This window comes from Streptomyces jeddahensis, assembly GCF_001642995.1.
In the GTDB taxonomy this organism is placed as follows: domain Bacteria; phylum Actinomycetota; class Actinomycetes; order Streptomycetales; family Streptomycetaceae; genus Streptomyces; species Streptomyces jeddahensis.
Window position 1 is genome coordinate 40115 of sequence record NZ_LOHS01000027.1, and the last position, 21082, is coordinate 61196.

General features: G+C 70.3%; 16 protein-coding genes and 3 pseudogenes. 9 read left to right on the forward strand and 10 right to left on the reverse strand.

Translation table 11 applies throughout. The features are described 5' to 3' along the window. Positions 1–231: 231 nt before the first annotated feature. A pseudogene (locus STSP_RS39935) lies at positions 232–462 on the forward strand (SAM-dependent methyltransferase); the annotation flags it as partial. A 230-nt stretch (positions 463–692) separates the two neighbouring features. On the opposite strand, the gene STSP_RS02675 reads toward STSP_RS39935, so the two are convergent. The 3 genes and pseudogenes from STSP_RS02675 to STSP_RS02685 form a co-directional block, all read right to left on the reverse strand. Beyond that, a complete protein-coding gene (locus STSP_RS02675) occupies positions 693–2177 on the reverse strand; it encodes a glutamate synthase subunit beta (RefSeq protein ID WP_067271428.1) in 1485 nt (494 codons plus the stop codon). Between the two features lie 102 nt (positions 2178–2279). Continuing rightward, entirely contained in the window at positions 2280–2762 is a 483-nt protein-coding gene (locus STSP_RS02680) for an anthrone oxygenase family protein (RefSeq protein ID WP_067271429.1), read from the reverse strand. 173 nt (positions 2763–2935) lie between these two features. After that, positions 2936–3610: pseudogene (locus tag STSP_RS02685) on the reverse strand (DUF2293 domain-containing protein); the annotation flags it as partial. Between the two features lie 165 nt (positions 3611–3775). Here STSP_RS02685 and STSP_RS02690 point away from each other — a divergent pair. Then, a complete protein-coding gene (locus STSP_RS02690) occupies positions 3776–4417 on the forward strand; it encodes a nucleoside/nucleotide kinase family protein (protein ID WP_067271618.1) in 642 nt (213 codons plus the stop codon). 146 nt (positions 4418–4563) lie between these two features. Here STSP_RS02690 and STSP_RS02695 read toward each other — a convergent pair whose 3' ends face one another. After that, positions 4564–5691 (reverse strand): magnesium and cobalt transport protein CorA, encoded by a 1128-nt coding sequence (locus STSP_RS02695; protein WP_067271430.1) that lies wholly within the window; start codon positions 5689–5691, stop codon positions 4564–4566. A 150-nt stretch (positions 5692–5841) separates the two neighbouring features. Between STSP_RS02695 and STSP_RS02700 the strand changes: the two genes are divergently transcribed. Then, a complete protein-coding gene (locus STSP_RS02700) occupies positions 5842–6687 on the forward strand; it encodes a methyltransferase domain-containing protein (RefSeq protein ID WP_078066839.1) in 846 nt (281 codons plus the stop codon). Between the two features lie 350 nt (positions 6688–7037). Here the strand turns inward: STSP_RS02700 and STSP_RS02705 are convergent. Then, positions 7038–7943 (reverse strand): annotated as a pseudogene (locus STSP_RS02705) (carbohydrate kinase family protein); the annotation flags it as partial. A gap of 137 nt (positions 7944–8080) precedes the next feature. After that, entirely contained in the window at positions 8081–8986 is a 906-nt protein-coding gene (locus tag STSP_RS02710) for a pseudouridine-5'-phosphate glycosidase (RefSeq protein WP_067271431.1), read from the reverse strand. A gap of 98 nt (positions 8987–9084) precedes the next feature. On the opposite strand from STSP_RS02710, the gene STSP_RS02715 reads away from it, so the two are divergent. Beyond that, the gene (locus tag STSP_RS02715) at positions 9085–9516 is read left to right on the forward strand and encodes a VOC family protein (protein WP_067271434.1); all 432 of its coding nucleotides are present in this window, start codon (positions 9085–9087) and stop codon (positions 9514–9516) included. Positions 9517–9658: 142 nt separating this feature from the next. On the opposite strand, the gene STSP_RS02720 is transcribed toward STSP_RS02715, so the two are convergent. The 4 genes from STSP_RS02720 to STSP_RS02735 form a co-directional block, all read right to left on the reverse strand. Continuing rightward, positions 9659–9922, reverse strand: a complete 264-nt coding sequence (locus tag STSP_RS02720; protein ID WP_067271436.1) for a GlsB/YeaQ/YmgE family stress response membrane protein — start codon at positions 9920–9922, stop codon at positions 9659–9661. 253 nt (positions 9923–10175) lie between these two features. Beyond that, entirely contained in the window at positions 10176–11438 is a 1263-nt protein-coding gene (locus tag STSP_RS02725) for an MFS transporter (protein ID WP_067271437.1), read from the reverse strand. Positions 11439–11697: 259 nt separating this feature from the next. Beyond that, entirely contained in the window at positions 11698–12273 is a 576-nt protein-coding gene (locus STSP_RS02730) for a methylated-DNA--[protein]-cysteine S-methyltransferase (protein WP_067271439.1), read from the reverse strand. Between the two features lie 134 nt (positions 12274–12407). Beyond that, positions 12408–13280 carry a glycerophosphodiester phosphodiesterase gene (locus STSP_RS02735; RefSeq protein WP_067271440.1) on the reverse strand — a complete coding sequence of 291 codons (873 nt, stop codon included), beginning with the start codon at positions 13278–13280 and terminating at the stop codon, positions 12408–12410. A gap of 282 nt (positions 13281–13562) precedes the next feature. Here STSP_RS02735 and STSP_RS02740 point away from each other — a divergent pair, with 282 nt between their 5' ends. The 5 genes from STSP_RS02740 to STSP_RS02760 all read left to right on the forward strand — a co-directional run bounded on the left by STSP_RS02740 (position 13563) and on the right by STSP_RS02760 (position 21066). Next, positions 13563–14402: an MHYT domain-containing protein gene (locus STSP_RS02740; protein ID WP_067271442.1), complete on the forward strand. Its 840-nt coding sequence runs from the start codon at positions 13563–13565 to the stop codon at positions 14400–14402. A gap of 69 nt (positions 14403–14471) precedes the next feature. Continuing rightward, positions 14472–16637 carry an excinuclease ABC subunit UvrB gene (gene uvrB, locus STSP_RS02745; RefSeq protein ID WP_067271443.1) on the forward strand — a complete coding sequence of 722 codons (2166 nt, stop codon included), beginning with the start codon at positions 14472–14474 and terminating at the stop codon, positions 16635–16637. 171 nt (positions 16638–16808) lie between these two features. Then, positions 16809–17387, forward strand: a complete 579-nt coding sequence (locus tag STSP_RS02750; protein ID WP_067271446.1) for a TerD family protein — start codon at positions 16809–16811, stop codon at positions 17385–17387. Between the two features lie 251 nt (positions 17388–17638). Then, positions 17639–19684 (forward strand): TerD family protein, encoded by a 2046-nt coding sequence (locus STSP_RS02755; RefSeq protein WP_067271449.1) that lies wholly within the window; start codon positions 17639–17641, stop codon positions 19682–19684. Positions 19685–20043: 359 nt separating this feature from the next. Further along, complete coding sequence (locus STSP_RS02760) at positions 20044–21066, forward strand: TerC family protein (RefSeq protein WP_067271452.1); 1023 nt, start codon at positions 20044–20046, stop codon at positions 21064–21066. The last annotated feature ends 16 nt before the right edge of the window (positions 21067–21082 follow it).

Here is a 21082-nt window from a genome sequence, read left to right on the forward strand (position 1 = left end):
CCACCGTGCAGGCCGAGTTGGCGTGGTTTCGAGTGGCTGACACAGCCGGTCGAGGGGATGGCCCGGTCGGTCAGGGCACGGCCCGGTCGGTCGAGGGGATGGCCCGGTTGGGCTGCGGACTGTCGTCGTGCTGGGGACTGTCGTCAGGCTGCTGGTGACCGGGCGGAGGTGGAGCGTGAGCGAGCCGCGGTCCGCGCCGACGGTCGGTCAAGTCGTCCTCGGCCGACGCAGGCCGACTTCACGCCGGACACCGCATCGGAGGCCGGTGACATGTACAAGGCCCGGTCGCTCACCATGGCGCTGTGCAGCCATGCCGAGGTCGTCCGCTTCTTCGACGGCATGGAACTCGTGGAGCCCGGCGTCGTGGTCCCGACCGTCTGGCACCCGGAGCTCGGCGACCCGGTCCCGGGGCAGGACGACGGGGCCGTTCCGGGGTATGCGGGAGTGGCGCGCAAGAGGTGAGGAGTCAGCGGTGAGGACTCGGCGGCCTGCACTCGGGCCGGGCGACCGGCCGCTCCGGGGACATTGCGAGCACTAGTGCCCCGGCAGGCAACGTTTGCCCGTCAAGGAGCGGCGTCCGGTGCGTGCTCTCGGCGTGCCGGCCGGAAGCCCTCGTTTACTCGGGTTTTCGGCCGGTGCGGCGAGAGTGCGTGCCGGGCGTCGCGACGGGGCGAACGTTGCCTGTTGGGGCACTAGGCGCGGAGCGGCATGTCGTACGGACCTATCGGGGCCGGGAGGCGGTCCGAGCCCGTCAGATGGCGGTCGACGGCCGCCGCCACCGCGCGGCCCTCGGCGATCGCCCAGACGATCAGTGACTGGCCGCGGGCGGCATCCCCGGCGGCGAAGACGCCCGGGACGTTGGTCGCGAAGCCCGCGTCCCGAGCGATCACGCCGCGCTCGTCGAGGGCGAGCCCCAGCTGATCGATGAGCCCGTCCCCTCGGTCGGGCCCGGAGAAGCCGAGCGCGAGCAGGACAAGATCGGCGGGGAGCGTACGCTCCGTGCCGGGCCTGGGGCGGCGCGCCGCGTCCACCTCGACGAGGTGCAGTGCGCGCACATGCCCGCTCTCGTCCCCCGTGAAGCGGAGCGTGGACGCCGCGAAGAGGCGTGCGTCCGCGTCCGCCGCGGGAGCGGTGGCGAGATCCCTGGCCTCTTCGTGCGCGGCCGACAGCCGGTAGATCTTCGGATACGTCGGCCAGGGGTCCGTCTCCGTCCGCTCGGTCGCCGGCTGCGGATAGATGTCCAGCTGGGTCACGGACGCCGCCCCTTCGCGTACCGCCGTGCCCAGGCAGTCCGCCCCGGTGTCGCCGCCGCCGACGATCACGACATGCTTGCCCCTGGCGGACAGGGGCGAGATGTCGAGATCGCCCTCGCACACCCGGTTGGCCAGCGGCAGATACTCCATGGCCTGGTGTATTCCGGTCAACTCCCGGCCGGACACCGGCAGTTCACGCCATGCCGTGGCGCCGACAGCCAGCACCACCGCGTCGTACCGCGCCCGCAGCTCCTCCGCCCCTATGTCCCGACCGATGGCCGTGCCCGGCCGGAACTTGGTGCCCTCCGCCTCCATCTGCCCCAGCCGCCGCTCCAGATGGACCTTCTCCATCTTGAACGCCGGAATCCCGTACCGCATCAGCCCCCCGATACGGTCGTCCCGCTCGTACACCGCGACGGTGTGCCCCACCCGCGTCAGCTGCTGTGCCGCGGCGAGCCCGGCCGGGCCGGAGCCGACGACCGCGACCGTGCGGCCCGACAGGCGGTCCGGCGGGCGCGGCGGTGTCAGCCCGTCGGCCCAGGCTCGGTCCGCGATGGCCGCCTCCACGTTCTTGATCGTGACCGCCGGCTGATTGATCGCCAGCACACAGCCTGCCTCGCAGGGAGCGGGGCAGAGCCGCCCGGTGAACTCCGGAAAGTTGTTCGTGGCGTGCAGCCTCTCGCTCGCCGCTCGCCAGTCCTCGCGCGAGACCAGATCGTTCCACTCCGGGATCAGATTGCCCAGCGGACAGGCGTCATGGCAGAACGGTATGCCGCAGTCCATGCAGCGGTTGGCCTGCCGGCTGATGATCGGGAGCAGGGCGCCGGGGACGTAGACCTCGTCCCAGTCCTGGACGCGCTCCTCGACCGGGCGCCGCGGCCATTCCTGGCGGGAGGTGGTGAGGAAACCCTTGGGATCGGCCATGGCCGTCTCCCTTGCCTACGGGGGACAGCGTCTTCCCGCCACCATACGTCGCGGTGCCACCTTGCGTCGCGGTGTGCGTCGCGCCATGTGTCGAGGCCGCGGTCAGACGGTGAGTGCCAGGACGAACGAGGCAGTCGCAGCGAGCGACGCGACGCTGCGTATGTGGTTCCACATGCTCCATTCGTCCACATATCTACGCCAGTACTCGGCACTCTCCGGCGCCTCGGGATCGAGCTTGGCAAGCGCCTCGTTCCGTGGGACGTTCGCCGCGACGGTCACCCCGAACGAGCCGACCAGATACAGCACGCAACCCAGCAGCAGCTCGATCCTCCCCTCGTCCGGCCACAGCACGAAGGTCACCACGGCCACCACGGCACACAACCCGGCCGCACCTATGAAGAGGACCATGAAGGCGGGGCCGACCGCCGTCACGTTTATCGCGTTCATCGCGGCGATTCCCTGAGGGGCGGGGAGCGCGGCGAGCGCCTTCATCACGAAGGTGGAGAAGGCGACGAAGACCCCGGCCACCAGTCCGCAGGCGAGTGCCCCCAGCAGAGCGAGGAAGAAGTAAGGCCCCTCGATCACGTCAACTCCCATACGCCTTGGTCCCCGCATTCCTGGCTGTGCCCGCATTCCTCGCTGTGCCCGTGCCCGTGCCCATGTCCGTCGGCAGGGCCCGTATCCGTGGCTGTGCCCGTAGCCGTTGCAGTGCCTGTGTCCGCGTCAGTGTCCGGGCCCGTGCTCGTGTCCGTACCCGCACGCCACGTCCGGAGCGTCGCCTCGACCGTCGGTCCGATCCTGCGGCGTGCCTCCTGCCTGGGTACGCCACTCATCAGCAGACCGTCGTACGGCGTGTCCAGGTGCCGTATCGCCGCCGCGACCGCCGCCGTCACCGCGGTCTCTGACAGAGCGCGGCCCGCGGCGCTGCGGCCGACCCGGCCGCTGCCCCGCACCGAGGCGTGAGCGGCGATCGCCCGTGCCCGGTCCGGTGGGCAACCGGGAAAGAGGCGGCATATCGCCTCTGCGAACTCCGCGGTGAAGCGCACGTCCTCCGCCTCCCGCCGCTTCGCGTCACGGGCCCGGCGTCGTGCCCGGACCTCGGCATCCGCCAGACACCGCTCCTCGGCCCGCGCGAGAGCGTCCTCCTCGACGAGGACGCCCTGCCGCTCGTACCGCCCCTGCCGCCGGTTGAAGCGGACGACGACTGCGGACAGCGCGCTGCCCTCCCGCGCCCGACGTGTGAGTGCGGTGTCGCCGCGCGGGAGGAACACCAGATGGCCGAGGTCGGCACAGTCGAGGCACCGTGGCGCGCCGCCCTCGAGCACGAGCAGCGACAGCGGCCCACCGCGGCACTCCGCACAGTGCCGCCGCCGCTTCACGGACTGGAAGACGAGAGGCCCACCGGGGCCAGAGGCAGTGGGGGAGGTCGCCATACGCGCTTCATGCCCACTGCGCACCCCTGACCTGCCACGGTCGACGGGCCTGCCGTGATCGACGGGCGAGCCGCGGTCGACGGACCTGCCGCGGTTGAAGGAGCTGCCACGGTCCGCTGGTGGAGGCCCGACTGCCCGACCGGCCGTGGCCGGGGTCGCGGCATGATGGAGCACGTGCGACTCGAAGCGATCACCTGGGAACGGCTCGGCGACTCGCTTGCCGACCGGCTGCTCGATCTGGAGCCCCACGACGGGAGCTCCTGGCCACGGATCGCCTTCGACGGGGCACCGGCCGCACGTCCCGGCGACCTTGCCCAGCGGGTCGCCGAGATCCTGCGCGCCCGGGGCCGCGCTGTGCTCGTCGTGGGCACCGAAGGATTTCTGCGGCCCGCGTCGCTGCGGTTCGAGTACGGGCGGGAGGACGTGGACACGTACTACGACGGCTGGTTCGACACCGGCGCGCTGTGGCGAGAGGTCTTCGGGCCTCTCGATCCCGGTGGCACCGGTCGTGTGCTGCCGGACCTCTGGGACGCGGCTGCCGACCGGGCGACACGCAGCGCCTACGTCCAACTCCCGCCCGGCGGCATACTGTTGCTGCACGGCCCCCTCCTCCTGGGACGTTGGTTCCCCTTCGACCTGACCGTTCACGTGCGGCTGTCGACGGGCGCGCTCCGGCGGCGCACGCCCGAGAACGAGCACTGGATGCTGCCGGCCTTCGAGCGGTACGAGTCCGAGGTGGATCCGGGCTCGGCGGCCGACGTACTCGTACGAGCGGACGACCCACGGCATCCGGCCTGGAACGGCTGAGGCGGTCGTCTGCTGGTCAAGATCTCCTGATACCCATCAACACTCGCCGAATACTCACTCCCCGAAGGCATGCCGCACGGAGCCGGCGCCGCCCCCGTGCGGCGGCGGCATCGCGGCGGGGCAACTCTGGCCGGCCGTCCGCCGTCTCACAGCCAGCCGCTCCGCCGGAAGCCGCGGTGCAGGACGAGACAGACCACGGCGGTCACGGTCAGGACGCCCGGGTAGCCGAACCGCCAGTGGAGCTCCGGCATGTAGTCGAAGTTCATGCCGTACACGCCGCAGACCATCGTCGGCACCGCGATCATCGCCGCCCAGGCCGTGATCTTCCGCATGTCCTCGTTCTGAGCCACCGTCACCTGTGCGAGGTGTGCCTGCAGGATCGAGTTGAGCAGCTCGTCGAAGGCGGCTATCTGCTCCGTGGCCCGCAGTAGATGGTCGGAGACATCCCGGAAGTACGCCTGTATCTCCGGGTCCACCACCCGCAGGGGCTCCGTGGCGAGCACCTGGACCGGTCGGCTGAGGGGGACCACGGCTCGCTTCAGCTCGAGCAGTTCACGCTTGAGCTGATAGATGCGTCCGGGATCGGCACGGGCCCCCGTCTCGGTGAACACGTCCGTCTCGACCTGGTCGATGTCGGCCTGCACCGCGTCCGTGCACGCCAGATAGTCGTCCACCACATGGTCGGCGATCGCGTGCAGCACCGCGGCCGGGCCCTTGGTCAGCTGCTCAGGGGCCGCCTCGAGTCCTTCGCGCACCGGTCCCAGTGAGCCGTGCCTCCCATGACGGACCGTGATGACGAAGTCCCGGCCGACGAAGACCATGATCTCGCCGGTGTCCACCACCTCGCTGGTCGCGGTCAGCTCGGCGTGATCCACGTAGCAGACGGTCTTGAACACGGCGAAGAGCGTGTCGCCGTATCGCTCGACCTTCGGGCGCTGGTGGGCGTCGATCGCATCCTCGACTGCCAGCGGGTGCAGGTCGAACAGCTCCGCTATCCCCGCGAACTCCCGTTCCGTGGGCTCGTGCAGGCCAAGCCACACAAAGCCCTCGTTGGTCTTGCGGACCAGCTCCACCGCCTCGACCAGGTCGCGACCTCCCGGTTGGCGGACGCCGTCCCGGTACGTCACGCAGTTCACCACCGCGGAGCCCAAGGGCGAGCGGGCGGGGTGACTCAGATCGACACGCGGCCTTCGCCGCGTCAGGCGCGCCACCTTCCGGAGACCGCCGACCTTGCGGAGACTGCCCACTTTCCACAGGTTCCCTGCCATCGACATGCGGAGCTCCTTGCGCTGGACTCGATGACTTGGCGAGCCAGTCTGCCAGGATGCGCCACATGCCGTGACGGCCTGTGGGAACGGAGTAATCCGCTTCGGTTCGCCCCTCAACTGCATGGGGTGAACCAGGTAAACTGGAATGATCGCGGCATGATGCGAACTGACGGTCATCTCCTCGACAGCAGCCAGTCACAGAAGCAGACGCAGACGCAGAAGCAGGCGCAGAACCCGACCGGGGAGATCGGGGCAGGGCGGCGATTCGACGCCCTGGCGGCGCTCTTCGACCCCACGACGTTCCGCCACCTCGAACGGCTCGGCATCGGCCCCGGCCGACGATGCTGGGAGGTCGGTGCCTACGGCACGTCTGTGCTGACCTGGCTCGCCAAGAAGGTCGGGCCGACCGGGCGGGTCCTCGTGACCGACACCGACACCTCCCGGGCGGCAACGGTCGCCCGCCCGCCCGTCGAGGTGCGCCGCCACGACGTGGGGACCGAGCCGTCGCCCGCCGAGAGCTTCGACCTCGTGCACGCCCGGCACGTCCTCGTCCATGTGCCGGACCCTGCACGGGCGCTGCAGTCCATGGTGAAGGCCCTGCGGCCCGGCGGACACCTGCTCGTCGAGGACACCGACCCCGCCTTGCAGCCCCTTCTCTGCCCTGACGAGCACGGCCCCGCCCAGGAGCTGGCGAACCGGCTTCGCAAGGCATTCCGTGCGCTGCTCGCCGAGCGCGGCGCCGACCTCTCGTACGGCCGCACGCTGCCCCGGCTCATGCGTGAGGCCGGGCTGCGCCAGGTGGAGGCGGACGTCCACTTCCCGCTCGCCTCGCCGGCTTGCGCCGAACTGGAGACCGCCACTGTCCAGGAGGTGCGCGCCCATCTCGTGGCCGCGGGACTCGCCACCGACGAGGAGATCGACCGACACCTCATGAACGTGGCCGCCGGCGAGTTGGACCTCGCCTCCGCACCGATGATCTCCGCCTGGGGACGCAAGGCGTAAGTCGCGGGACGCTAAGCGCTCCGCTGGGAGTGCCGCACAGCCCCGCGCCCCTTCTGGGCGCTGGAACCGCAGCGCACCGGGGCTGGCGATTCCCGACGGGGGAAGGCGATTCCCGACGGGGGCAGGCGGCCGGGCGGTGTCTACCGCCCGAGCACGGAGCCTTGCCCCCATGCGGATCCCTCCTGAGCGGTTCCTTCCTGCGCGGATCCTTCCTGCGCGGATCCTTCCTGCGCGGATCCTTCCTGGGCGGATCCCTTCCGGGCAAAGGCCTCTGGAGTCGATGGAGCTGATGGAGCCGATGCGTCCCGAGCCGCTGAGTCCGCAGACGGCGCCTGCGCAGGCGCCGTTTCCGGCCTGGCGCCCACCAGTTGCACCGCCTGTGCCCCCGCGCGGCACCCCTCGATGGCCGCGGCCTCCGCCTCAGCGCCCCTGAGCAGGGCTGTGAGGAAGGCGCCGGTGAAGGCGTCGCCGGCGCCCGTGGTATCCCGTGCCGTGGCGGTCACTGCGGGAATCCGCGCCCGCACCGCTCCCGCGCGCGCCACCACTGCGCCTTCGGCGCCCCGCTTGACCACGACCAGGGGGAAACGGCGGCTCAGCTCGGCCGCCGCGTCGACGTCGTCCGGCAGGCCCGTCAGCCACCGCGCCTCGTCGCCGCTGGGCAGCAGCGCGTCGATGCCCTCGGCCAGTTCCAGAAAGCGGTCCGCGCCCAGCCCTTCAAGGAAGCCGGTCGAGGCGGGGTCCATGCTCACCGGCACCCCACGCGCGCGTGCCGACGCAACAGCGGTCCTCACCACGGCGCGGCTCGGCTCTGAGAAGCACAGGTAGCCGGACAGATGCAGCCGTGCGACGCCGTCCAGCAGTGACGGCGACCAGTCGGCGGGGGAGAGCCGCAGGGACGCTCCGCTGTCCGTGAGGAAGGTGCGCTCCGCCGATGCGCCGGCGTCGACCAGGCAGATCACCGTCCCCGTCGGCGCCTCCGGATCGACGACGAGGCGGGGGCGTACCCCCGAGGCGGTCAGGGCCTGCTCGTGCCACGCAGCGGATTCGGCACCCACACGTCCCAGCAGGCGTACGTCCGCGCAGCCGCAATGGGCCGCCCAGCAGGCGACGTTGGCGCCCGCACCGCCCGGCAGCGTCCGTACCGTGGCCGCCGTGTCCGTGCCCGGAGCCAGTGGCGCGCGGTGCCGGGCGACGACGTCTGTGATGACGTCGCCGACGACCAGCAGCGCACCCGGCGCGCTCGGCGTCTTCGGCACGCTCTGCTTCCCGGTTGCAGTCGGCGCCTCCGACGTCCCTTGCGCCCCCAGAGCACAGGTGCCTGTGCGCGTCAGCGTCACGGCGGATGCATGGTGATCGGTCGCGGTTGCGCGGGACGCGTCGTGATCGGTCTCGGTCACGCCGGGGACCAGGCCGTCGCGATGCGTGCCGCCAGCCGTACGTTGCCGCGCACGGCCGCGAGATTGGCGCGCAGCGAGGCCCCGTCGGTGTGCCGCACCAGATAGTCCAGCAGGAACGGTGTGACCGCCTGCCCCGTGATGTGCTGCTCGTCGCAGGCCCGCAGTGCGTCGGCGAGCACGCGCGCGTGCAGGGCGGGATCGAGTTGCTCGGCCTCGGGCACGGGGTTGGCGACGATCAGCGCCGACTCCGGGCCACCGAGCGCGTCCTGGGCGCGCATGACGTCCGCGACCTCGCCGGGCGAGTTCAGCGTCCATTCGACGGGATGTCCCGAGTCGGACAGGTAGAAGCCGGGGAAGCGCCCCGTGCCGTACCCGGCCACCGCTACCCCCAGCGTCTCCAGGCGCTGGAGCGTCGCGGCCACATCCAGGATCGACTTCACACCCGCGCAGACCACCGTGATGCGGGTGCGCGCCAGCAGCCCCAGGTCGGCCGACTCGTCCTGCGTGACCGTCCACTCGCGGTGCACCCCGCCGAGCCCGCCCGTCGCGAACACCCGTACTCCCGCGCGCGCGGCGAGCATCGCCGTCGCCGACACTGTCGTCGCTCCGCTCGCGCCCGCGGCGACCGCGAGGGCGAGATCCCGGTGCCCCAGTTTGCGGATCCCCTCCTCGTTGGCGACCCGCTCCAGCTGCTCCTTGTCCAGACCCACATGGGGCCGCCCGCCCAGCACGGCGATCGTTGCGGGAACGGCGCCCTCCGTGCGTACGACCGCCTCGAGTTCCAGCGCCACCTGCAGATTGCGCGGGCGGGGCAGCCCGTGCGCGATGATCGTGGACTCCAGCGCCACGACCGGTCGCCGTGCCGCGACCGCCTCCCGAACTTCCTCCGACACCACCAGCACGCGCCTGCCTCCTGACTGTCGGTCTCCCCTCATCCCTGGCAGCTGAGGCGCCCGGTCAAACCCTTGTGCGGCGCAGGAGACCGCAGCAGCCTGGGGGTATGAGAGACACCATGCGCCTCGACCATGTCGTCCTGTGGGTGAGCGACCCGCTCGCGTCGGCGGAGTTCTACGAGAAGGTGGTGGGGCTGACGCCGCTGCGACTGACGGAATTCGCCGAGGGGAAGGTCTCCTTTCCCTCCGTGAGGCTCAACGAGGAGACCATCTTCGACCTCGCGCCGCTGTCCCTGGCCGAGCGGATGGACGTAGTCCCCGGCGCGGCCGACAGCGCCGGGCACCCCGTGAACCATGTCTGCATCTCCCTGCCGGGAGAGGACTTCGACGCTCTGCACGCCCGGCTGGAGGAGCGCAACACGCCCGTTTCGGAGTTCTCCTACGACGCGTTCGGCGCCCGCGGAAACGCCCGGCGCAGTTTCTACTTCCGTGACCCGGACGGCAACATCTTCGAGGCCCGGCACTACGAACCGGCGTGACGCGGGGCGAGGCGTGAGGCCTGACGGCGTGCACAGCGAGCGCGGCACCGTGTGACGTCGGGGGTGGCGGGCCGCCGGGGCGTGGGCCGCTGGACCGTCGGCCGCCTTGGGCCGCCGTATGGCGTCAGCGGCGAACGCGTCCTCAGCGGCGAACGCGTCCCCGGTCGAGCAGCGCGACGCCCAGCGCCGCCAGGCCGATCTGGATCAGCCACTCGGCCCAGTCGACACCAGCGGTGTCGGCCACTCCGATTCCGGCAGCGATCGCAGAGCCGAGCAGCGCGGCAACGATGCCCACCAGAAGCGTCAACAGGATGCCGATCCGCTGCCGACCAGGAAGCACGAGGCGCCCCAGGGCGCCGATGACGATGCCGATCACTATCGCGCTGATGATTCCGGAGATCTCCATGCCTCCACGACTCCCTCTGAATACGGGTGAGTCCCTCTGCATACGGCGAGTAGGCAGCGTCAGGCTTCCGCCCCCGCCCCGCCTTCCCACACCGAGTGCGTTCACCAACCGCCTTCCCCATGGGGTGGGTTCCAGTCCGGGCGTGCGGAAGCACGACGGCGCTCTGGCCGGTGAAAGGGTGATCCAGCGCCTGGGGGCGACCGGTGCGGTCGTGCACCGTCCTGCACCTTGTACCGCTTGGCGAGTGGACCGCTCAGCGAGCGCGTGTGAACAGGGCGAGCGCGGCGAGCGGCAGCAGCAGGCCGGCGGCTATCAGGTTGAGCCAGCCATAGCCCGCCTGCGCCACCACGAGACCGGCCGCCGCGCCGCCGAGGCCCGCCGCGGTGTTCATGGTCAGGTCTGAAAGGCCCTGTGCAGCGGCCCGCGCGGGCCCCGCGACAGAGTCGGTGAGCAGCGCGGAACCGGAGACCAGCCCCGCCGACCAGCCCAGTCCCAGCAGAAACAGGCCCGCGGCGCTCTGCCCATGGCTGCCGTCGGCCGTGCCCGCGAGCAGCGCCGCGCACGCCAGCAGTCCGACGGACAGTCCGATCACGGAGAGTCGGCCGAATCGGTCCGAGAGCCGCCCCATCACCGGCGAGAACGCGTACATCCCCGCGATGTGCACACTGATCACCAGACCGATGAGGTCGATGCTCGCGCCGTGATGGCCGAGGTCGACCGGGGTCATCGACATGATGGCGACCATCGCGGTGTGCGACACGGCGACCGTCGCCAGCGCGAGCCGAGCGCGTGGCGAGGCGCGGACCGCGGCGACGCCCGCCCGGATGGAGCGGCCTTCGGCGGACTGCTCATCGGCGGGCGAGAGGGCGCGGGCGGTCAGCAACGGGTCGGGACGCAGCAGAACCAGCACCAGGACTGCCGCGACCAGGAAAACGCCCGCGGCCCAGAGGAAGGGTCCCGCGGTGGCGGGTATGCCAAGCCCTGTGGCGCTGGCGCCCGCAGGTGCAGCGATGTTCGGGCCCAGAACCGCCCCGATGGTCGTCGCCCACACGACGTTCGCAATGGCTCGGGCCCGCCGTTGGGGCTCCGCCAGATCCGCGGCCGCGAACCGTGCCTGCAGATTCGCTGACGAGGCCGCACCGAACCCGGCCATGCCCACCAGGAGGAGCGGAAAACTCCCCACGACCGCGGCCACGACGACGACCCCCGCGCCCAGCGCGCCGATCAGATAAGCCAGCACCAGACCGGGCCGACGGCCGCGGGCGGTCATCAGCGCCGCCAGCGGCACCGACAGCAGCGCCGTGCCCGCGACGGTCGCCGTGGGCGCGAGCCCGGCCAGTGCCTCGGTGCCGCTGACCTGCTGGGCCAGCACGGCGGCCAGGGCGATACCGGTGGCCACGCCCAGCCCGCCGAGTATCTGACTGGCTATGAGCACGACGGATATACGGCGGCGCAGGGCGGCCATCGCGTGCGGTGCGACGGACGCGGCGGCGGGGCGCGGCTCGGTCGCGCTCATCGCGCACACCCCTGGTCTCTCCCTGAGGCGGGTGCGGCCACGGAGACACCGCCGATAGGTAGCGCGGCCAGCGGCAGCCGCTGCCGGACCGGCAGCCACCGGGCGTACGCAGCCGGCTGGGGCACGGGGGACGTGGAAGAGGTCACCGACGCAGTGTGTCAGCCCGCACTGACATCCGACCCAGCGGTCGGATCGGGACAGCGGGCGGATCGGGAGGGGCCCTCCGCAGCCGCCGACGTACCCGGTCATCCCACCGGGCTCAGAACAGCGGCTGCGGCAGCACCCCTTCGAGTGCGAGGAGGTGCCGCTTGGTCTCCAGACCGCCGCCGAACCCACCGATGCCGCCGTCGCTCTCCACCACCCGGTGGCACGGCACGACGACCGGCAGGGGATTGGCGCCCATGGCCGCCCCGACCGCCTGTGCCGCGCGGGGCTGGCCGACGCGGGCCGCCAGGTCGCCATAGCCCACGACCGTGCCGTACGGAACGGCTGCCGCCAGTTCGCGCAGGACCTGGCGGTTGAAGCCGGAGATCAGGGCCCAGTCCAGCGGCAGCTCGAAATCGTGCAGCTCACCGGCGAAGTACGCGGCGAGCTGACGTATGGGCTCGGCCAGCAGCGGCGAGTCGGGTGCCTCGGCCGGTTCGGTGCCCAGACGCTCCGCGAGCCGTTCGACGGCTTTGTCACGCACCGTGTCCGAGGCGTGGAACACGACGTTGACCAGGCCGTCCTCGGTCGCGGCCAGCAGCAGCGGCCCGATGTCGGTGCCGACGACGGTCCACACGACCCGCTGCCCGGATCGCCCGTTCTGCTGCCCGTCCTGCCCATGGCTGTTCATGCGGACCACCGTACGACCCGGCACTGACAACGACCCGGCACGGCCGATGCCCCCGGGTGCGGACGCCACCCCGCCCGCCCGCACCACCGGAGCCCCGCCGGCCCGTCGCATGGCGATGAGCAGGGGGCCAGACCTCAGTCCTCGGCCACGGCCCTGCGCACGACGTCAGGAGTGTTCGTGATGATGCCGTCCACGCCGAAGCCCGCGGCCCGCCGTGTGTTCGCGGCGGTGTCGACGGTCCAGGTGAAGATCTCCAGCGGCTTGCCGTGCGGTCCCTTGAGGGCGTGGATCGCGGACACGTAGTCGGCGGAGATCGACGTATGCGTCGCATTGATCTGGTCGGCGAACTCGGCGTACTTCGGCAGGTCCGCGGTCGCCGGTGTGCCGAGGAAGCCCGTCTTGATGTCGGGCCGCAGAGCATGCACCGTCTGCACGCTCTGCGCGCTGAAGCTCTGGATGACGAGCTTGCTGCTGACGTGGGTGCGGTCGAGCCAGCCCTCGTTGCGCAGCACGCGCAGTGTCTGCTGCTCGATGCCTGGGTACAGCTCCGGCTTCTTGATCTCCAGGACGAGCTTCTGGTGGTTGTGCGAGACGCGGTTCATGTACTGCTTCAGCGTCGGCACGCGCGCGCCGGCGTACTCGGGGCCGAACCAGCTGCCCGCGTCGAGGCGGGCGATCTCTGCCGTGGTGAAGTCCGCGACCTTCCACGGGGCGCGGTCGGGGAAGACCTCCTCGACGTTCGTCGTCCGCTTCAGATTGTCGTCGTGGATCACCACCAGCTCGCCGTCCTTGGTGCGCTGGACGTCGTTCTCGACCCAGCGGAACCCCATGTCGGCCGCCCGGTCGACGGCTGCCAAAGTGTTCTCCGGGGCGTAGGCGGAGGCGCCGCGGTGGGCTATGACCAGCGGTTCGTCGTGCTCGGCGGCGTGAGCTGAGGCTGTGGGGAGGATGAGTGCGCTGACTCCCAGAAGCGCGGCGGTGGTGGCTGCGGCAGGGCGTGCGTACACGTGTGCTCCTCGCATTCGTCGGATCACGGTGTGAGATCACGGACTGCTCGAGCGTGACAGCAGAGGAGCAACGGAAGACAGGTGTCGGATGGCCAGCCGCTGAACAGAGGTGCCCTCCGCCGGTTGTGCGCCCCGCCCGCGCGCGATGGCTACCAATTCTTTGCAGGAAAATCGCTCACCCGTTCCGGGCGGGCCATACTCTGCCTCGAGTACGCCCGCTCAGGCGACCATGGGGCAGGGGCCCACAGAGATCGCAGGGCACAAAGGGTGGAAGGGTTGCACATGCAGGGCACGGTCGACGGATTCAGCTATGGACTCGTCACCCCGGTGGTGGCGTATGTGATGGCCTGTCTTGGCGGCGCGCTCGGCCTGCGGTGCACGACGAGAGCGCTCCGCACGCCGTCCTGGCGGCCGGGCTGGCTCGCACTCGGCTCGGCGGCGATCGGGGCCGGAATCTGGACCATGCACTTCGTCGCGATGATGGGATTCACCGTCAAAGGGGTTCCGATCCACTACGACAAGCCCACGACCTTCGCAAGCCTGGGCATCGCGGTCGTCATGGTCGGCATCGGAATCTTCATCGTGGGCTACCGGGGCGCCAAGGGAGCGGCCCTCTTCACCGGGGGCACCATCACGGGGCTGGGCGTCGCCTCGATGCACTACCTGGGAATGGCCGGAATGCGTCTGCCCGGGGAGCTGGAGTACAACACCCTTATGGTCGCCGTCTCCGTGGTGATCGCCATGGCGGCCGCCACCGCGTCCCTGTGGGCCGCCGGCCAGGTCAGGGGGTTCCGGTGGAGCCTGGGCGCGAGCCTCGTCATGGGCCTCGCGGTCAGCGGCATGCACTACACGGGCATGGCGGCCCTCCGTGTGCAGTTGCACGGTTCGACCGGATCTCCGGTCGACCACTCGTCCGCCGAGGTGCTCGCGCCCATGATGATCGGCCCACTTGTCATCCTCGTCGTAGCCGGCGCGGTGGTGATGCTCGACCCGCTGCTGGTGGCGGGCAGGCCTGCCTGGCAGGGCACCGCCGGCGCACCGCTCCCCACGACCCGCTCGCCCGTGCGCGCCGGCCACCGTCCGCCGCGCTCCGGCGACCCCCGCACCCCGCAGAGCTGGTGACCACGCGCTGACCTGCACAAACCCGCTGGCCGGCCCCCGTTGTCAGTGGGGGGTCGTACGGTGGACTCCATGCGGCCCGTATCCAAGATCGAACGCACGGTGGCGCCCTTCGAGGTCGTCAGCCCCTACCAGCCCAGCGGCGACCAGCCGGCGGCCATCGCCGAGCTGGAGCGGCGCATCACCGCAGGTGAGAAGGACGTCGTCCTGCTCGGCGCGACCGGCACCGGCAAGTCGGCCACCACCGCGTGGATGATCGAGAAGCTCCAGCGCCCCACGCTCGTGATGGCGCCGAACAAGACGCTGGCCGCCCAGCTGGCGAACGAGTTCCGCGAGCTGCTGCCCAACAACGCCGTCGAGTACTTCGTCTCGTACTACGACTACTACCAGCCCGAGGCATACGTCCCGCAGTCCGACACCTACATCGAGAAGGACTCCTCGATCAACGAGGAGGTCGAGCGCCTGCGCCACTCCGCGACGAACTCGCTGCTGACCCGCCGCGACGTCGTCGTGGTCGCCTCCGTCTCCTGTATCTACGGCCTCGGCACCCCACAGGAGTACGTGGACCGCATGGTCCCCCTCAAGGTCGGCGAGGAGATCGACCGGGATGATCTGCTGCGCCGCTTCGTCGACATCCAGTACACGCGCAACGACATGGCGTTCACCCGGGGCACCTTCCGGGTCCGCGGCGACACCATCGAGATCTTCCCGGTCTATGAGGAACTGGCCGTCCGCATCGAGATGTTCGGCGACGAGATCGAAGCCCTGTCCACGCTGCATCCGCTCACGGGCGAGGTCATGAGCGACGACGAGCAGCTCTATGTCTTCCCGGCCTCCCACTATGTGGCCGGCCCGGAGCGCATGGAGAAGGCCGTCAACGGCATCGAGAAGGAGCTCGAGGAGCGCCTCGCCGAACTGGAGAAGCAGGGCAAGCTCCTGGAGGCCCAGCGGCTGCGCATGCGCACCACCTACGACCTGGAGATGCTCCGCCAGATCGGCTCCTGCTCCGGCGTCGAGAACTACTCGATGCACTTCGACGACCGCGAGCCCGGCTCCCCGCCCAACACCCTCCTGGACTACTTCCCTGACGACTTCCTGCTGGTCATCGACGAGTCGCACAACACGGTCCCGCAGATCGGCGCCATGTACGAGGGCGACGCATCCCGCAAGCGCACCCTCGTCGAGCACGGCTTCCGGCTGCCGTCCGCCCTCGACAACCGCCCGTTGAAGTGGGAGGAGTTCCAGGAGCGCATCGGGCAGACCGTGTACCTCTCGGCGACCCCCGGCAAGTACGAGCTTTCCCGCGCCGACGGGTACGTGGAGCAGATCATCCGCCCCACCGGCCTCGTCGACCCGGAGGTCGTGGTCAAGCCCACGCACGGGCAGATCGACGACCTGGTGCACGAGATCCGCAAGCGCACCGAGAAGGACGAGCGTGTCCTGGTCACCACGCTCACCAAGAAGATGGCCGAGGACCTCACGGACTACTTCCTGGAACTGGGCATTCAGGTCCGCTATCTGCACAGCGACGTCGACACCCTGCGTCGCGTCGAGCTCCTTCGCGAGCTGCGGTCCGGCGAGTTCGACGTGCTGGTGGGCATCAACCTGCTGCGTGAGGGCCTCGACCTGCCCGAGGTCTCCCTGGTGTCGATCCTCGACGCCGACAAGGAGGGCTTCCTGCGCTCGGGCACTTCGCTGATCCAGACCATCGGCCGCGCGGCGCGCAACGTCTCCGGCCAGGTCCATATGTACGCCGACAAGATCACCCCGGCGATGGAGAAGGCCATCGAGGAGACCAATCGCCGCCGGGAGAAGCAGGTCGCGTACAACAAGGCGAACGGCATCGATCCGCAACCGCTCCGCAAGAAGATCAACGACATCGTGGCGACCATCGCACGCGAGGAGATCGACACCGAGCAGCTTCTGGGTACGGGATACCGCCAGGCGAAGGACGGCAAGGGCGGCAAGGTGCCGGTGCCCTCGCGCGGCGGTGCGGCGGCCGCGGCCGGCAAGGGCGCCAAGCCTGCCAAACCGGCCAAGTCGGCCAAGGGCAAGGTGAAGGAGGCCGTGCCCACCGACCGGCCGGCGGCCGAACTCGCCGGTCAGATCGAGGAGTTGACCGAGCGGATGCGTGCCGCTGCCGCCGATCTGCAGTTCGAGATCGCGGCGCGGCTGCGCGACGAGGTGGCGGAGATGAAGAAGGAGCTGCGCCAGATGAAGGAGGCGGGCCTGGCCTGACGACGGATTCCCGGGGTACCAAGGATCCCCGGGGTCTGGCTGCGAACTCCGATGTGTTGCAAGACCGACACAAAGTGCCGCCCGCCGGGCGGCACTGTCAGTGGCCGTGCATAGGGTGCTGAGCAACCGCACTGGCTGCGGTTCAGGGGAGAGTTCGAGAGGGGACAGCACGTGACGGTCAACATGACCAAGGGTCAGGCCATCAGTCTGCAGAAGAACGACGGGGGCACCCTGACCGCGGTGCGTATGGGACTCGGCTGGCAGGCGGCCCCGAGGCGCGGACTGTTCGGTTCGCGCACCCGGGAGGTCGACCTCGACGCCTCGGCCGTGCTGTTCGCGGACAAGCAGCCGGTCGACGTCGTGTTCTTCCGCCATCTCGTCAGCGACGACGGCTCTGTGCGGCACACCGGTGACAACCTCGTCGGCGGTGTGGGCCAGGGCGGGGACGACGAGGCGATCCTCGTCGACCTGCAGCGCATCCCGGTCCACATCGACCAGATCGTCTTCACGGTGAACTCGTTCACCGGCCAGACGTTCCAGGAGGTGCAGAACGCGTTCTGCCGGCTGGTCGACGAGACCAACGGCCAAGAGCTCGCTCGCTACACGCTCGACGGCGGCGGCGCGTACACGGCGCAGATCATGGCGAAGGTGCACCGCGCCGGCTCGGGCTGGCAGATGACCGCCCTGGGCACGCCGGCCAACGGCCGCACTTTCCAGGACCTGATGCCGGCCATCCTGCCGCACCTGTAGCCGCGTCGGGCGGGCACAGCCCAGCGGAAGCACCGACGGCACAACACGAGCACCACCGGGCGGGCACTCACAGGCGCGGGATCTCCAGCCCGTACACCAGGAGCGAGCTGGAGGATCCGCGTTCGCGCAACGACGCCACGAGCACCACGGGCGCCACAGCCCACGAGCACGGAGAGTACGCAGCAGGGAACAGCCGCAGCTGCTCGTAGAGCGGGAACAGCCGCAGCTGCTCGTAGAGGGGGACGAAGGCGATGACGGCCGAGCTGGTCCGGGGGCAGAATCACCCCCTCACCCAGACCCGTCTGGAAATACGGGTGTCGGCCGGCAAGCCGGTCGTGGCGGGTGCCACGCTGGGCGACGAGCAGGGCAGGGTGCCGGGCGCGGAATGGGTGGTCCATCCCGGGTCACCGATTCTGCCCGGGCTCGAGGTCTCCAAGCAGGCCGCGGCCGACCACCGCCTCGCGGTGGACCTGGGCGTACTGCCGGAGTCGGTGCACCGGGTCAGTGTCCTGCTCGCGCTGCCCGTGAGCGTCGGGGGCCCAGTCCGGTTCGGAGCCCTCGCGGCCCCCTTCGTGGCGGTCACCGGACTCGACGGCAGCGAGGTCGCCAGCTACACCATCACGGGGCTGGACGCGGAGTCCGCCGTGGTCGCCCTGGAGCTCTACCGTCGGCAGGACGCCTGGAAGGTGCGCGCCATCGGACAGGGGTACGCGGGCGGCCTCGCCGCACTGCTGACCGACCAAGGACTCGGGGAAGCGGCGCAACAGCTCGCACATGCGATCAACGACGCGGTGACGCAGGGCCTCGCCCGCGCGGTTGCGACCCCACCGCCGCGCCCGTCGGGCGAGACACGGGTGCGTACGGCATCACCTGGAGCGGGTGCCACGAGTGCGCAGGCGGGTGCCCAGAACGGACCCGGCACGGCTGCGGCTCCCTCGGGCACTCCGGATGCGGCGCCGTCCACCGGGTCGCCCAGCCCCGTGGATCCGGTAACCGCACCAGCCGGCGCCCAGGCTGCACCGGCGGGCGCGCAGCCCGCACTAGGCGGCGGCAGGGCTCCCTCTTCAGGCGGCCCCATCAACTACACGCATCCGGGCCGCCAGACCGCCACGCCCCCGGCGCCGCCACCGCCCACAGCGCCTCCCCCCGGCCCCGGGCAGCCCGCCCAGCCGGTCGCGGGCGACGCCACGGGCTGGTCCATGGAAGAGCGGCTCTACAACCAGGTGTGGGGCATGTTCGAGGACCTCGCCCGCACGGCCGCGGCCTACCGCAGCGCCGTCGACTTCGCCGACTCCCGCATGGAGCAGGAACTCGACAAGGTCCTCTCCGACCCGCGCAGCCGCATCGGCGGCGCCGGTGACGCAGCGCGGGAGGCAGCCCGCGCCAGACACGCCCGACTCGTGGACCAGGCCCGGCAGGTACTCGACCGCGACCTCGCCCAGCTCCGCGCCGAGGCCGACGTCGTCGAGCCCGCCCTGCCCCCTGCCTACGCCCGCTGGGACAACCCGGTCTGGCATGCCTACCGGGCGCCGACGGAGATACCGATGGCCCTGCGCCTGGGCGATCTCCATCTGCCCGAGCGCGCCGATCTCCGGATCCCGATGCTCCTGCGGCTGCCGCTGGAGCGCGGCCTGTGGATCGACAGCGGCCGGTCCTCTTCGGGCACCGCGTCGTTCACGGACTCCGGGCAGTTGCGCCGCCTCGCCCTGGACGCGGCCGTCGCCCATGCCGCGCGTCTGCTCGCCGCCTATCCGGCGGGCGAGTTCACCGTGCACATCATCGACGCTGCCGGCTCCGGTGCCGGGCCGCTCGCGCCACTCGTGGCGGCCGGTGTGCTGGCCGGGCCGCCGGCCGTCGGTCTAACGGGCGTCTCCGGCGTGCTCGCCCAGCTCACGCAGCGTGTGGACCTCGTACAGATGGCGATACGCAACGGCGCCACGGACGCACTGCCGGCCGGCCTGGACACCGCACAGCAGCTGCTGATCGTCAACGACTTCCCGGGCGCCTTCGACGACCGCGCCGTGACACAGCTGCGCTATCTAGCGGACGAGGGCCCGGCCGTCGGTGTGCACCTGATGCTGGTGGCCGACCGCGAGGACGCCGCGGCGTACGGTCCGTTGCTCGACCCGCTGTGGCGGTCGATGCTGCGCCTGACGCCGGTCCCCGACGACCACCTGGCCGACCCCTGGGTCGGCCACGCATGGACGTACGAACCGCCGCTCGTCCCGCCCGGCAGCCAGGTCCTGCACCATGTGCTGAACCAGGTCGCCGCCGCGCGCGGCCCGTGGAATCCTTGAGGAGCCGGTGAGGGTCCCTGAGGACCCGCTGCAGGCGGCTCCCCGAGTCCGTGGTCGTCCCTGTCGGCGTCAACCCTGCAACCGATCCGACCCCCCAAACGAAGCTAAAGCGCGCCTCTGACCTGCGGATTTGGGGTGTGCTTTACCTCACCCTTTACCTTTCCTTGGTGATTCAAGTAGTGTGGTTCCCGCGGAGGGGAGTACTCCTGCTGCGGCGTTCCCGTCAATACGGACCAGGCCAGGTCCCGGGGCGTCGGCCCGAGGCGAACGCGCGTCATGCGCGACACATGCCTCCTGGGTGGAAGAGACCTCCGGCAGCGACGCGCTGAAAGATGACGTTACGTACTGCCGGAGGCGCAGTGGATGTTTCCCTGACCCTATGGGTCCTCACGATCCTGGGCCTGAGTGCCCTGATCGCGGTCGATTTCTTCATCGGCCGCAAACCCCATGACGTATCGATCAAGGAAGCCGGAATCTGGACGGTCGTCTGGATCGTCCTGGCGGCCCTGTTCGGCGTCGGCCTGTTGATCTTCGGGGGCGGTCAGCCCGCCGGAGAGTTCTTCGCGGGCTTCATCACCGAGAAGTCGCTGAGCGTCGACAACCTCTTCGTCTTCGTCCTGATCATGGCGAAGTTCGCGGTGCCGACGCAGTACCAGCAGCGCGTGCTGCTCATCGGTGTGCTGATCGCCCTGGTCCTGCGCGCGGTGTTCATCGCGGCGGGTGCCGCGATCATCGCGAGCTTCTCGTGGGTCTTCTACATATTCGGCGCCTTCCTGATCTACACCGCCTGGAAGCTGATCCAGGAGGCCAGGGCCGACGAGGAGGACGAGGAGTACGAGGAGAACCGGCTGCTCAAGGCCGCCGAGAAGCGCTTCGGGGTGGCCGACCGCTACCACGGCACCAAGCTGTGGATCCAGCAGAACGGCAAGCGCGTCATGACCCCGATGCTGGTCGTGATGCTGGCGATCGGCACCACGGACGTGCTCTTCGCGCTGGACTCCATCCCTGCGATCTTCGGTCTCACCGAGGACCCGTACATCGTCTTCACCGCCAACGCCTTTGCCCTGATGGGTCTGCGGCAGCTGTACTTCCTCATCGGCGGGCTGCTCAAGAAGCTGGTCCACCTCAGCTACGGGCTGTCGGTCATCCTCGGCTTCATCGGCGTCAAGCTGGTGCTGCACGCGCTGCACGAGTCGGGCCTGCACGTCCCGGAGATCTCCATTCCGGTCTCGCTGGGCGTCATCTGCACCGTCCTGATCGTCACGACGATCACCAGCCTGATGGCGTCCAAGAAGCAGGCCGAGGCTGAGGCGAAGGCCGCGGAGACGGCCGAGGCCGCCGAAGCGGCGGGGGAGACCTCGAAGAACAGCGTCGGCAGCTGACGGCAGCTGCGGTTGA